This window comes from bacterium, from assembly GCA_041649255.1.
In the GTDB taxonomy this organism is placed as follows: domain Bacteria; phylum Hydrothermota; class UBA3073; order JACQXS01; family JAQTXJ01; genus JAQTXJ01.
Map to the genome: position 1 here is coordinate 23,013 of JBAZNK010000024.1, position 16,530 is coordinate 39,542.

General features: G+C 37.3%; 5 protein-coding genes. All 5 read left to right on the forward strand.

All coding sequences use genetic code 11. The annotated features are described in order from the left end of the window. Positions 1-17 precede the first annotated feature (17 nt). Positions 18-3,341 carry a T9SS type A sorting domain-containing protein gene (locus WC614_12970; GenBank protein MFA5033912.1) on the forward strand — a complete coding sequence of 1,108 codons (3,324 nt, stop codon included), beginning with the start codon at positions 18-20 and terminating at the stop codon, positions 3,339-3,341. 12 nt (positions 3,342-3,353) lie between these two features. After that, a complete protein-coding gene (locus WC614_12975) occupies positions 3,354-4,739 on the forward strand; it encodes a T9SS type A sorting domain-containing protein (protein ID MFA5033913.1) in 1,386 nt (461 codons plus the stop codon). A gap of 19 nt (positions 4,740-4,758) precedes the next feature. Further along, entirely contained in the window at positions 4,759-5,502 is a 744-nt protein-coding gene (locus tag WC614_12980) for a hypothetical protein (GenBank protein ID MFA5033914.1), read from the forward strand. Positions 5,503-5,537: 35 nt separating this feature from the next. Next, positions 5,538-6,425, forward strand: coding sequence for a hypothetical protein (locus WC614_12985; protein MFA5033915.1), 888 nt, complete (start codon positions 5,538-5,540; stop codon positions 6,423-6,425). A 24-nt stretch (positions 6,426-6,449) separates the two neighbouring features. Continuing rightward, positions 6,450-16,530 (forward strand): LamG-like jellyroll fold domain-containing protein (locus WC614_12990; GenBank protein MFA5033916.1); only part of this gene is annotated, 10,081 nt, incomplete at its 3' end.

The window sequence follows — 16,530 nt, forward strand, 5'->3', positions numbered from 1 at the left end:
AATCAAGAGGGGGAAGAATGAAAAATTACATAAGAGCTTTTATACTTTTTGTAGGTATAAGCGGGATATCATCTACTCTGCATGCTACCCGTATTACACCGGTTGATGGTGGAACATACACTAATTATGCTCAGCATGTTATTGCCACCTATAATTCATACGGACTGACCGAATATATTCATCTGCAAAGTGCAATAGGAGCTGCGGGCTATATTGACACAATATGGTTTGAGTGCCAGAATAATCCCACTTCTCCATTGAGTGATATAGTAATCTACTTAGGCAACACAAGCAAAACCACTTTTACAAGCACCAGTGACTGGATAACCTCCGGAAATCTGACTCAGGTATATAGTGGAAGTGTATCACTTGCTTCAGGATGGAACGTAATAGTCTTGCAGACACCTTTTTATTATAATAATGATAGTAATTTAGTTGTTATGGTAGATAATAATCACGGCTCAATTCCTTCTACAAAACCATTCTGGTATTATGCCTCTTCAACAAACAGACATATATATAAAAACTCATACAGTAATATTGACCCGACTAATCCGGGGACAGCTTCAGGATATAATTCAGAAATATCCAGCTTCAGGATAAATGTTACTCCACCATACATACACGTAACGTATCCTAATGCCAGCGGCATATCATTATCCAGAGGGCAGCAATACAATATAACATGGACAAGCCTTGGTGTGCAAAGAGTAAAAATAGATTTATACAGAGGTGCCAATCCTGATCCTCAGCATTCTATCATAGTGGCAGGCACTTCAGCATCCAGTGGCTCATATAGCTGGACAATATCATCCAACCAATCTCCCCGCACTGATTATAAAATAAAAATATCAGACTCAACAAGTGGTTCGCCAAACGATATGAGTGATAATGCTTTTACTATTCTTGGCTATACTAATACAGGTGGTGGTACACATGAGTTAGACGGCTCATCCCAAAGCTGGACAATATCCGCAAACACAGATATCGCAGGAGAGCATACCGGAATTACCACTTTTGCGGTTGATGCAGGAATCACGGCAAAAATAAAAGATTACGACAGCACTCATTCCACTTATGGTGGATTATCGGTAAATGCAAGTACGATGAATATCAATGGTACTCTTTCTGCAAATGCTTCAGGATTCAGAAATAATGATACCAAAACTTCAACTGTAAATCCAGGCAGAGGGGATAATGGCACGGGAAATTCAGTAGGAGCCGGCGGCGGTGGCTTTGGTGGATTAGGAGGCCATGGCACAAGCGTTTTTGAAACTTACTTTGCAAATGGGGGCGTTGCGTATGACTCATCTGTTGCCCCGGATAAACTTGGCTCAAGCGGAGGAAATTGCGGAATAGATGGTCTTGGAGGTGCCGGCGGAGGGAAAATCAAGCTTGATTGCGGCGGCACTTTAACGCTCGGCAATAATGGAATAATCAGCGCAAACGGAAATGATGGGACATCTCTCTCAGACGATGCTGGAGCGGGTGGTTCGGGTGGAAGCATCAATATAGAAACAGGCACTTTAACAGGCTCATCAGCTAATTGTAAAATCACTGCTGACGGAGGGAATGGTTCTTACGATTCTCCGAGTTTTGCAGGGGGCGGTGCAGGTGGAAGAATATTTATCAAATTTAAAGATATTGGAGGGAGTTCTTTTTATGGAAAAATATCATCAAGTGGTGGAACTTCGGAAGGATATGCCTGTGATGGTTCCCCGGGCTCAATATTAATTAAACAATCAGACTTGGAAACTTCAACATTAAATATAACGTTATCTCCCGTTGTGGATACTACAAACCCTGATAACGGAGCAGAATACATTTTTGCACACTTTACAGACAGGGATGTATCTTTGTTAAGTGGTTCAAGCGATAAAATAGTAGGTAATATTGATATATGGACTGTAGGAAACATACTGATTGAAAACAGCTCAGGGAATGAAATAGATGCATCCGGAAAAGGCTGGGGCTCTCATCAGGGACCAAATACAGGAAACTCAGGCGTAAGCGGTAGCGGTGGTGGCGCAGCTGGGTATGGTGGCGCAGGAGGACAAGGAAATCAGGGAGCACAAGGTGGTTCAGCAGATACGACAGCACCATGTTCCCCTGATAAAATTGGTTCAGGTGGAGGAAACGCATTTGGAGATGGAATTGCTTACTATTGCGGTGGCTCAGGCGGAGGCAGAGTAATGTTATATTCATTAGATGGAACTATAACGATAAAAGGCAATATATCAGTTGATGGCTCAAATGGAAGAGTTGGTGGAAATATGGGCGATTATGCGGGAGCAGGCGGAGCGGGCGGCTCAGTATTTATCAAGGCTCCGACTATAATTGGTGGAATTGCAGGATTAAACGGCAGTATTTCAGCAAAAGGCGGGAATGGAATTCAGGATGGTTTGGCTTATTCAGGAGGAGCAGGCGGTGGAAGAGTTGCGGTTATTTACAAAGGAAGTTATCCAAATTATTTTGATGTTTATGTAAATGGTGGGACAAAAGGCGGAGGCAATGCCCAGGATGGCAGTGCAGGAACAAGAGCAGCATCAAAAGCACCGGAAGGCTGGGCAGAATGCGATACGTTTATGATGCCAAGCTGGAGAGTGAAATTGAAAGCAACGGGTAGTTTTGTGGGAGATACGTTAAATTATGCAGGAGCAGAAACGGAGGCGAAAGATACTTTTGACTTGGATTATGATTTCCCGAAACCACCAGCCCCGCCATCTAATTATATGCAGCTTTATTTTCCTCATTCCGAATGGAATCATAATCTTGGAGAAAAATTCAAAACAGACATAAGGGAAAATACAAACTTAACAGATACTTTTAAGATTTGGAATGTCTATGTTAAGACAGACCATGATAGTGATACAGTTACAATTGATGCAACTCTACTTGATGTGCCGACAAGCTATAATGTTTATCTCTATGACACCTTGATTGACAGCTTGCAGGATATGAGAAAAACAGCAGTGTATACTTACAATGCAGTTTCAGATACAGTCGGGCTTCATAGGCTTCAGCTTGTAATAGGTAGGTCAGTAGAAGGGGAACTGTATTTTTCAAACTGGAACAAAGATAAATCCTCGTATTTTTCGCTGTTACAGTACCCGAATCCGTTTACGAATTCTACGATGATTAAATTCCATGTGCCTGCGGGAAAATTGGCGACATTGACAGTTTATGACCTTTCAGGAAGGGTTATAAAGAAATACAGGGATTTGACCAATGAACATTCCCCGATATCACTGAATGCAAAGAATTATCCATCAGGGGTTTATTTCCTGAAGCTGAACGCAGGAGAGCAGAAGATTGTGAAAAAACTGGTGCTGATACAGTAAGAGAGGAAAACAATGAAATATTTTAATTATTTAATGTTTGCTTTTATAATTATGACTTTTTCTGTTCAATTGGAGGCAAGAGGATTAGAGAAAGCGATAAGAAAAAATATACCAAAGAGTTTTTTAGGACTCAATATTTTAAGAGAATGGCAAATGGATGAGAATAAGAGTACTACAAAAAAAGGGAATGGGATAATCAGTGGAAAAGTAACTGAATTAAATGGAGTAACCCCAATTGTAGAAATACAGTTATTTGCATATAATGCAACTACTCGGGAAGGCGTGGCTTGTGGGTGGAGTGACAGTAGTGGTAATTATATAATAAAAAATTTACCAACAGGTAGCTATAAAATTAAGACACTTGATTGGTATGGTAGAGTTATTAATATCTATTATGAAAATACTTTATATTGGGATTCTGCAATGGTTGTATTAGTTGCCGACTCGGATACCATTAAGAATATCAACTTTTGCCTGTCTAAAGGTGGAAAAATAAAAGGGAGAGTATATGAAAATGACGGAATTACAGGCTATAGAGAAGCGGCTTTACTTGTTTTAGATACGATTAGAGGAGAAAATATAAGTCTCAGTTTCAGTGATAGTTTTGGAAACTATATGGTGGGAAGTTTATATACGGGAATCTATAAGTTGTTTATTGGGTGTGGCAGAGAAGAAATGGATACTATGTATGCATTTGAATGGTATAGCAATAAAAATAATTGGACAGATGCAGATGTAATAAATATAACTGCACCAGATTCCGTAATGGGAATAAATGTTGTATTGGACAGGGGAGGATCAATAAGTGGACAGGTATATAAAGAAGATGGCACGACTCCAATATCAGGGGTAACATTAAAACAATGGATGTATGTGAACGGTTCTTCCGGTTGGGAATACCTGTATACAGATACTACTATTGGAGGTGGTAGTTATAAGTTGTATGGGTTTCGTACGGGAAGTTATAAGGTGTCTGCTTCTAAAGAGGGATATGAAACAAGATGGTATAATGACAAACCTGACTCTGCAAGTGCAGATTTGGTATCAGCGACAATGCCGAACAACACTCCTAACATTGATTTTAGATTGCCTATAAAGGCTGTGGAAGAAAACAGAGTAACAACTTATTTTGAACTCAAAGCTTACCCCAATCCATTTATCAATACAACTATAATTAAATATTCTTTATCTTATGAAACAAAGGTTTCCCTAAAGATTTATGATATGTGTGGTAAACTTGTGAAAACGCTTGTTGATGGGATTCAAAATGCTGGTGAACAATCTATTACTTGGAATAGACAAAATGATAAAAAAGAAAAAGCACCAATAGGAATTTATTTCTGTAAAATCAATACCGGTGAAAAGAATATTACTGAAAAATTAATTTTAATTAGATAAATTAAAAACTGGAGGAATGATGAAAAAAACAATTAAAACAATCTGTATTTTCGCCATTTTAAGTTTTTCTACTTTTGCAAGTGCTGTCACAATAGATGACATTTCTCAAAAACTGGAGCAAAACATTGCCAAAATTAAAGATATGCAGGCTGATATAGAAATAAAAACAAATATGGACGCCGGGAAACAAGTTGTCAAAAAAATGCAAATTCTGTCTAAAGGGACAGATAAAATAAAAGTAACTACTATTGCTCCACAAAAGCAAGCAATAATTTTTAACGATAAAAAAATGCAGATAGAAGATTCTAATGGGAAAAAGACAATAATAAATAAAGATTCACTATCACAGGGACAACTTCAGGCAATGAGCCCTAAAGATATGAATCCGCAGAGAAGCATCACAAATTTTTTAAAAGATGGAAAATCGAAAATAATAAATTCCAATGGAAATATTTATACTCTTGAAATAATCCCTAATGAAAAAGATAAGAATCCATTAATGGAAAAAGCAGAATTACAAGTTGATTATGCAAAGGGACTTATAATAAACCAAAAACTCTATTCTAATATGGGAATTTCAATTACCGATATCTCTTATAAGAAAATAGGAAACACGTGGGTTATGAATAAAATGGAAGTTACTACTCCTATGGGTTTAACAGGCAAATCTGCAATGATAACTGTAAATTATGATAATATTAAAGTCAATCAGGGAATTTCTGATAAGATTTTTACAATAGAAAACAATTCAATACAAAAATAAATTAAAATAATAATTCTTGAGAAAGGGAGAATTGTATGAAGAAAATTATTTTAGAGGTACTTGTATTTTCTATAATTATAATATTTTTTGGTTGTAATCGTGATAAACGGTGGGAAGAGAAAATTACAGTCTGGGAAGCCCCAAATTGGACATCAGATAATAAAATTGTGTTTTTAGAACACTACTATGTGCAAAAATGGAAAGAGACGGCAACGGGAGATGCGCAGGTCGGTGGAAGTGAAAAAATAACAGTATGTGAGTTAAATAATGATGGAACAGGGCTTAAAAAAATTGCTATAGTAAAGGAAAATGAATTTAACTATGGTCCATGTTTAGGAGGAATTAGTTCGTCAAGTACTGGAGATTGGATAGTATTAAACATAGAAGACTGGGACCGTGGTGACCATTATCCTGTGATGTATGTAATTAAACGGGATGGTTCGGGACTAAAAGAAGTTGGTTCTGGGCGAAATTCTGATTTCTCGTCTGACACATTTAATTTTGTTTATGAAAAACCTAACCAAGGAATCTGGATTATGAACAGGGGTGGAACAAATGACCACAAAATAGTTTCAAATGGTCTCACTCCAACATGGTCTCCCAAAGAAGGGAAAATAGCATATATTTTGGGAGATTCTTTAGTAATTTCAGACACATCTGGAAATCATTTAATAGGTTTGAAAAATGTAATTTTTTCTCCTGATTGGGGACAGGTAGATTCTAATACAATTTGTGGAAGTGACGGATATAATGTGAATATTATACATCTTGGAACGGGAAATATTGATACTCTAAAAAATATTTCTACTGCATGGAGAAGTGGAGTATATTGGTCGCCTGATGCGGCATATTTTATTGGATACTATAACAATTGGTTTGTTATAAAGCAAACAGGCGAAAATAAATGGGCGCTTAAACCTTAAAAACTTAGAACATAGGAGGTAATAATGAAAAAATTGGTTTTATTATTCCCAATCTTTTTAACGACAAGTTTTTCTTTTGCTCAAAATAGTCCCTATAAACCACATCCTATTATACTTATACATGGTTATACTTCAGGTTCGGGGACATGGGGAGCTCCTACAATAAATAGAAGTGACTCAATACCGAAAGATAGTATTTCGTCTCGTCAAGATATGACCTACTATAAAATGCTTCAAAACTTTATCCCAATTGTTAACTTAAATTATAATCAAGGGGACAAAAGTTATACAATTTCTTCTGATCCTGCGTACCCCAATAAAACGTTTCTTGAAGTAATAAATTTTGATTATGCATGTGGAAGTATAGATGCAGATGAAGGTGGTGGAGGCTACCCCCCAAATGAGAAACAGGTTGGATGGGGAAATGAATTAAGAATAAAAATAAAAGAAGTTCTTACAAAATACTATGGCTCAGATTGGGGAGATAATCCCGAAGCCAAGGTTATCTTGATTGCGCATTCAATGGGAGGACTTGCAACAAGAGAAGCAATTTATCAAGATGCTACAAAAGACAGTAGCGTATTAAAAGATCACATTGAATTGGTAATAACTAGCGGAACTCCACATCTTGGAACTCCCTTTATGAATTATTATGGTCTAGGAGAAATTTGGACGGGGATGCTATTCTATTGGGTCCCCGGATCAGATTGGGTGATGGATAAAGTATGGAGTAATCCTACGCAAATAGGTTGGAAACATTTCTGTATAGTAATAAAAGATATTATTGGAGGTTTAGGGATGGGAGAGATACTATCCACCGGGCTATTCGATTGGTTATTACACAAATATACAGATGCGGGACGTGATATGGGGACTCATTTAAACCCTTTTATGAATAGTATATGTTCTGAAGATGCACTTAAAACGGCAAGAAAAATCCCTTACAAAACAATTGTAAGCGCAATGGATTATCCGGATTGGGCTGATGCTATAACTTGGGGGTGCGCTATTACACAAGCCGCCATTTATGGAGGGCAATTCAGATTTGTTGAGGCAGCTTTGAAACTTACAAGTGCGTATATGTTTTTTGATTGGGCGAATAATAGCGATGGGGCTGTACGCAAAAATAGTCAGACAGCAGAAGGACTTAACTTATCAAAAGAAATTATAGGTCCATATAATAGAAGACATGAAAAAGAACCTGAGAATTTTGAATCATTTGTACAAGCTCTTGAAACTCCACCAGTTATATATTGGAATAATTTTTCTAATGAAACTGAGGGAGTAATAAAAAACAATTTTGATAATGGACAAGACAGAATAGAAGTTAATTTAGGACAAAATAAGCCTGATACTTTAAATGGTAAAATCGATGATTATTTCTTAGCAAATTGTAAACCTTACTGGAGATTAAATTTTGGAGTATGGGATACACTCAGTTTTGGTAATAGTTTGGGGACAAATGGAAATAATTTCTTTATAAATTTAAAAAATACTCTTCTACCAGGCTGGAATAAATTAGATATGAAAGCAAAAAATACTTTAGGCGAGTGGAGTAATTTTAGAGCCCTTTCCATATTCTATAATCCGTATGGGACTTCTATCACTTTTCTCTCTCCTCAATGGGATTCATGTTTTAACTTGTCTGATTCTATAAGCTTTAAGATTGCTCTTCACAACATAGGCAGAATTCAGGCAGAAACTCTTGTGGTTACTGCTCCAGACACACAATATACATATATACATAACCCTTCTTCTCCTTACCCTGACAAAGATACTTTATTTTATGTTGTCCCAAAGCCTTATGTTGAAGGGATTTATCAAACACATCTATATGTTGTTGATGCAAACAAAAGTATAGGAAAAACGGAAGCGATACAATCTTTTTATGTAGATGTTACTGCTCCCGTTTGTAGTACTTATAATCCCAAAACTAAGGATAGCTTGACATATTCTCCATATGTTACTCCCGAAATGCCTATTGTATTCAATATTACCGATAACTTTGATTCACTTTTTGGTCAACCTAAAAATGTCAAAATAGCCGTCTTAGATTCTTGGGATACGTTGGTTTGGGATACAACCCTTGTTAATTGTTATTATAATGTGCCCAAAACATTCTCATGGAATTTTCTTAAGAAAGACGGGGACACGGTCTTGCAATCAGGAGCATATAAACTGATAGTTTCTGTATCAGATAAAGCAAGGAATACAGGAACTGATACAAGTATATTTTTCATAGATACTGAACCGCCACATATTAATCTTATAAGTGCTTTACAGCCTAATCCGTTTGTCAAGAATAGTGCATACACAGAATTTGCATATACAACAAACGAGCATACAGAACTTAAAGTTAGATTTATTAATTTGCAGGATACCAGTGATGTACTTGAAAGAACGGCTTACGGGGATAGCATTTATTATCCGGAGAGTAAAAACGGTCAGGATACCTGTCTCTTTATAGAAGGAGGAGATTACGCCGGGGCTTATTTGCATGATGGAATATATAAGGTCGAGATATTTGCAAAAGACGATGCAGGAAATGATACCATTATTGAAAATCCTCTCGGTGTGGGAATTGATACTTTGAGAGTGGATAAAACAGCTCCTGAGGTATATGATTTCTTGTGTTCTCCATGGACAACAGGTTCAGATGGAGTAACTAAAGCTTATTTCACAGTGTCCGATAGTAAAGACAACTCTGTTAATTACGGAAGGGTAAAAGTAAGAATATATCTTGATGATGTTCTTCTTCCGGATTCCTTTTATATTTTGCCTAATGGGGGAAGCATTAAGAAGTCCCCTTCAATTACACTTACGTCTGAAGGGACTCATACTATAAAAGTACAAGTTATAGATAGTTTAGGAAATTATAGCGAACAACCAGCTACCGCAGTAAAAAATAGTATTGGTACTATGATAGGTTCTCCTGTAGAGGGCGAAAACATTTATGGAACGGTGGCAATTAAGGGAATTTCTAACGACCCAAATATGACTAATCCCGATTATATTTATGGATTTGAAAAGTATGAGCTATGGTGGAGAAAAGCTTCTACAACAGGGTGGCAAGCAAGTGGAATAGAAGTCCCAGAGTCCCGTAAAATGCCGGGTAGCTCCAATAATGTATCTAATAAATTTTCATCCGATATTGCAACAGTGTTAGGATATTGGAACACTACAGGCAGAGATCCGGGCAATTATAACTTATTGCTCATTTCTTATGAAGATTCTACCGGTGTTACTGCGGCAGATACAATTACTGTCAACATTTCAGCGGAACAGGCAACTCCTCTTCAGGTAGATACTCTTACCGTAAGTTTATTGAATAGTATAGATACTATTTTTGAGCCGACCAAAGAAGAAACATTGAAAATAAAGTATCAGGTAAGTCAATGTGCTAATGTGGATATAGATATTGTAAGTTTAGATGACGGGGAAAAAGTATTCCACAAAAAAGAATATAATATCGTGCCTTATGAAGGAATTCCCTCTATAGATACGGAAGGATTTTATTTATATAATGATGGGAATAAATGGTGGTTAAAATGCAAAGATAATGATACTGTGATGACTTTTTATCAGGCAGTTATTAAAGGAATTAGTCCGGCAGAAGGGAAATTTACTATTACTGATACTACGGGAGGGAGCGCTTTTGTAGAACAAAATAACATTTTGAACTTCAACTGCACTGCCACTAATGCAACGGGGGAAATGGGATTTACAACCACTTATAAAACAATAGAAGTTACTTTCAAAAAAGACATGGCATATACAAACGAAGTATATCTTGGTGCAATTAAAGCACCAATAAGCGGCAATCCACTTCCTATAAATATCGGTAAAATTCAGTACTGGTATGGTCAAAAATCTATTGGCGGTTTTGTGAAAGATGGAAATTACAAAATTAAGGTAAGTGCTGAAGGAATAAATGGCAAAGGATTTGGCTCTTTAGAAGATACGGTTAATATATCCTCTGATTTTAATTTAACGCTTGACACACTAACTTCAAATACTCTTTATCCTGATTATGGATTTGGATATAAATACCCAGTAGGACTTACTTATACGACCAACACAGATGCGCGTATTACTATAGATGTATGTCAGGGAGGGAATATAATTACAAGACTCAGAGATTCTCTATGTGAAAAAGGTGCCCTTAATCACACTATAAGTTGGGATGGGCGAGCCGGAACAAGGATAGCAAAAGCAGACACTGGATACAGATTTAAAGTATATGCTCTTCATATTCAAGGCATAAAAGATACAATTGCCTACAGTAATCCATTTGAGGTGAAAAATGATAGTATACCAGTAGATTCGGGCAGTTTTATAATTCCAAACAGATATATTACGGGATATATACATAGTGGTGCGGATACCGTGTACGATGGCAAATCTGAATATTTATGGGATGCAAGCGCAAGTGGTAATTATTATCCTCCTCAACCTTATACATTTATTGACACCGCTTGGGGCAATAAAAATAGGTATATACAGTGGAAAATAGCAGCAACTTGTACTTTAACTTATTACCCTAAAGAAATACCTGTTAATTCAGCTATAGAAAAAAATGGGACAGCGTCACCTAATCCTGTAACTGACTCTAAGATAACATCATTTTATATTCCCCATGATCAAACTATCCAATATAAACTTTGGGCTCACAGCTATCGTGCTAAATATGCCTCAGCTTATGCCAGTGCTTCTATTGGACCTAGACCGAATGTTCCCGGAACAGATACTGTGTTTGCATATAACCCTATTGAGGCACCAGCTACAGGTTTTAACCATGTATACGACAGTACAACAATACAAGAAGACTCGGTGTCTAAAGGCACTTATTATATACATTCTTATGCGTATGCTAAGGGAGCACATGAGGTTCTCTTTGATTGGAATGCTGGAGGAGAAGCTTATGCAAAAGTATGGTATAATATACATACTCCTAAAGATTACCGTTTACCTATAGCTTTTTCAGGAGATTATACATATTTAGCTACTCAATCAAGTATAGTTCCAATAGACTTAAGCAGTGTTACTTGTAGTACCCTTTATGCGAGGAGTTGGGGAGATCCAGATAGCAGTATAGCAGTTGGATATAATTTAATTGTTACTATAGATGGAATTAAAGATTCTGTATTTACTTCTTCAACTGACACATGTTTTGTAACAATACACGGTGTTACTGTAATATTTAGACCTAACACTACAGTAGGTGAAGTTTGTGCCGTAGTAAATTGGGATAGTTCTTACTCAAAATGGGATACTGTTGCTACAAGAACTGATACATGTTTTCCTAATGCTGAAACAGGAGGTTATTTACCAGACACTACATGGATGGCAGATATCTTTACAAAGCCAACCGGAGTACCGAGTTTATCGTACTCAACACCACATTCTTTATCTGTCGTTGTAGATTTACACAAAGAGTGGAACAGTGATCATGGAGATTCTTGTATAATAGCCACTATCCCGACAGACAACTGGGTGTCTGACTGGAATTCTCAAAAAGACCCTCAACTCTCTCCTATAGGAATATTTTCAGCTACCCTATCAGATTCACCACTAACTCCTATCTTTACTTCAAATCAATTTCAATTCAAGAATCACTCTGAAAATCCCTGTATTCTTTCTACTTATTATCCCTATCTAAGTGCTACAAACACAGATAGTTCTGTTTTTTGGTGGGATGATGGGGATTCCTCAAACCCATATTTACATATCGAGACATGGAATGTAAATTTGAAATATATAAATGGAGATACCAACAAAGATGTTATTTCTGATAGTATTGTTTATCATGACAGGTTGTCTAATTATCTTGGGCATGGAGTATCAGACTATTTGAGACCCAAACATATTCTTAATCTTGACCCATATAAGCTTCAAAATACAGAAAAAGGATATATTCCAATATATGGGGCATCTCCAGATACGGATACATTTTATCAATTCTCTTATTATGATGGCAAAAATATTTACCCGATTTCAGATACTATTCAAGGGAATAATAGTTTTGGGCCTCTTGCTTATTTAGAAGTCAGCAAGGTATGTGGTAAAATACAACTCATTATGAGTCTTTTAAATCAAAATGGAAATGTAATCGGAGCCCGTACAAAAGAAATTTATGTAGGTAGCCCTATTGTAGGCGATATGCGTACTGCGCATAGTTTTTATTACAGAGCACAATTGCGTTTCCCAACGACTACTACTTTTACAGATACGGTTTGTAGAATCTTGCCTGTTAATATTGCTGAGAAAGGGAATAATAATATCCCTTATATTTCTGGCCCGGCAATGATGCTTTTCCCGAAAGGTATTGATTTCGGAGACTCAGCAGCAACAGTAAGTTACTCATATACAGGAAGCGAGATTACGACATATGGTATTGATAGAGCAAGTATTGGTCTCTTTGCTATTAATGAAGATGGAGTGTTTCAGAATATTACTTCTAAACGAGAAGAGGCTGATGATAATGGAATTACTATTTTTGGGCAAATCTTTAGATTCCCTGAAACATACGGTGCCGGATACTCTACCAAAAGTATAAAATATACAACCCAGTCAATGATTGCAGCACTGGACTCTTCTAAAGTTGCGACTGTTAAACCGCTTGTTTTTGCTGCTTGTAGCCTTACTACTGATTCAATGGTAGAAATTCATGGTGAATATGCTCCAAATTCAGAAATACAAATAATGGTCACTGATTCACTCTCAAATATCTACGGTGTATTAGCGCAAATGCCTTATGGGAACAAGATTGTTGAAAGTAAAATAGATACTACCGACTCTCTTGGTAATTTCCAAACTACAATTTCACTTGTTGGAGGAAGTAATATTATCTATGTAATGGATAGGTCGGTAGTACAATACGTTTTGGCAGCACGCGACAGTGGTGGAACTATAAATCCGTCCTGGAAACGAGCAGGTTCAGTGGGAAGAGCCGTTGTAATTCGTGACCTCTCTGTCCCTCACATAGTGGTAGTGCCGCCCAAAACTCCTCAAATTACTGATATTTTCGATGAGGATACTTTGAAATTCTATTCTACAAAACAAGGAAGAATATACTACACCTTCCTTACTAAAACAATTACTTTTGAAGCAACTCCTTACGAAACATTATCTGTTACATGGAATGGAAAAGATGATATGGGGAATTTCCTACCTAAGGGAAATTATCCATACACTTTAACAGTTATTGATATCCCGGGAAATAAGAGCACAGACACTGATAGTTTATGGCTGTGGCAAGTTAATAGAGGTGTCCCTGTAGTAATAGACATTCCTCAAGACAGTGCTTGGCTTACCAAAAACATAACTCTTAAAGCCAATATCGACAACGGAGCAGACTATCCGATTACATGGGAAATGTTTGTTGATACTTCAAATAGCGGCGGGAAATCATTAAGAGCAAAAATACAATCCGGTTATAAATTCGCCTGCCAGACCGTAAGTTTACTTTCCGGTCGTTCAAAAGCTCGAAAACCGGTAGCGGCAACAGAAAAGAAACGAGCAAATACTCTTGTGAACTTCGGGGCTATGAGCAATAAGTTTATGGAAAATTCTCAATCTCTTCTCGGCAACATTTCACGAACACCTATCAGCTTAAAGCCGATAATGCTCGGAAGAAATAAAACAGAGCAGGTAGGATACTGGGCTACTATTGGTATACAGGAGAAAGTAACGGATACACTTATCTGGGATTCTCGCGGTATAAGTGGTAAAAACATAATGTTAAGAGCTTCCGCAACCGACCCTTACAACAATACAGGAGCGGATACAGTAACTGTAAACATTGACAATATTGCTCCTATTTGTAGTTTGCTTGTCGGAGACCCGAAATACCTTGAGCCTGATTCTTCCCATAGAAACCGTGTTACCGAATATAAATTCAATGAAACAGGAACTACAGTTTATGATATATCGGGGAAGGGAAACAACGGAACATTTAGTGACCCTGCACCGACAAGAATCTTAGAAGGTAAACTTGATGAATGCCTTCGCTTTGACAGTACTAATTATGTAACTACAATCAATAATCTTGTTCTTGCTAAAGGGACAATAGAATTCTGGTTCAAAACGGATAGTATGCCGGATATGAACCAGACATTAGCTTCTTTTGACGGAACTACTACAAGAGGAAAAGCCGCGATTGGTATTGACCAGACAAGCCGTAAACTATGCTTCAAAATTAATGGAACAACTGCTGATTCTATATATTCTGATTATCCCGTAACCGGAGGCTTCTGGCATCTTATTGATGCGGTATGGGGTGCAAACGGAATGAGATTGTATGTTAATGGAGCTTTGCAAAAAGATACTTCAGTATTTACGGATACGGTTGGTATAAACGGTCAGACTCTAAAACTTGGACCTTTCTGCGGCTATATGGATGAGTTTAAGGTTTTTGACCGCGAGCTCAGCGGACAGGAAGTCCTGTCTCATAACAACGTAGGACTTGATTCTATGCTTTATGTAAACACGAATACTGAATTTGCCATACACGCTTCGGTAAATGATAGCCTTTCCGGGTTAAAGACTGTGAGATACAGATTCGCAGATACAGTAGAATGGATAAATTATAATAACAATCCATTTACTTTATCTAACCAAAAATATTATACAATTTACTATAGTGCTCTTGACAGCATGAATAATGAGTTTTCCAATATGAGAGTAGCCCAGGTGGATACTACACCCCCTAAGATGTGGCTAACATTTAATGGCTGGCCTTTTGACAGTGTGCCTTTTAGAAAAGATGGTAACACTTTCATATCCTGGGGGACAAACGTTGCTATCAATACGCATGACAGCTTATCGGGAGTAAAGAGTTTGCAATATGGAGTTTTCTATGATTCCACAGGTAGCATTCTGGATTATCAGGGAATATTCCGTATGTCTTCCAACATATTAGGACAAACCTGTATTAAGTATATTAGCGAAGACAACGTAACAAATAGCATTCACGATTCCTCTTTTGTATACGTATTGCCTTCTATCTGGTGTGTCCAGTTGAAAGCATCTACTGATTCGCTGACAGACAATGTGAATTATGCCGGTGTTGAAACTGATGCTACGGATGGATTTGACGTAACTTATGATAAACCTGATTCAACTTCTATGTCTTACAATTATCTCAATCTTTATTTCGCACATCAAGGATGGGGATTGGGAGATACGTTCAAGACAGATATAAGACACAGAATAGACCTTTCCGATACGATGCTTATATATGCATTTGAAGTTAAAACAGACAGGGCTTATAATGAGATAGAAATAACAGCTACATCGTTTATGCCTGAACATTACGGCATATACATTGTTGACCTTGCCAATAACGCAATGCAGGATATGAGAGCGGTTCCGACTTATAAGTATAGTTCAGACGTTGACGGAGTCCATAAGTTTGAGCTCTGGGTAGGAAAACCGAGACGCAGGGTAGAAGATTGGACAATGATATCAGTGCCGGTAATTCCGACTAATCTCGACCCGAAAACAATATTCGGTGAGTATGCAAATCCATACTATCTTTATAACTATAGCCAATTAGGAAGTTATCAGACTCCGGATTCAGTAAAGAATGGTTTTGGATATTGGATGGGAGTAACTCAGCCGTGCATTATAGATGCACTTGGCGCAGTAGATACAACTACCCGCTTTGTGCCATTGGAGAAGAACTGTGAAATAGCATGGAACCTTGTGGGCTGTCCGTTCTATAATTCCGTATGGTTAGATAGCGTGAAAGTGCAAAGAGGCGGGACTGTAAGAAGTATGGATTCTGCCGCAATATTCGGATGGGTACAGCCAACTCTTTATACTTATATTTCCAATGAGTACATAGAGGATAGTCTTTTATCTCCGTGGCAGGGATATTGGTTCCCGACATTGAAAGACAGCTGCACATTACAGATTTCAAGAAGCTATGCTGTCGAAAGTAAAGGCAGAAGAAAATGCTTTGTATTGTCTTCAAGAAAAGATTCTATAGACTATGATAACTGGATGCTTACACTTAATGCGAAATTTGGGAAAACATTTGATAATATAACAAAACTTGGGGTTAAGGGAAATGCAACAGAGGGCTTTGATAACAGGTATGATT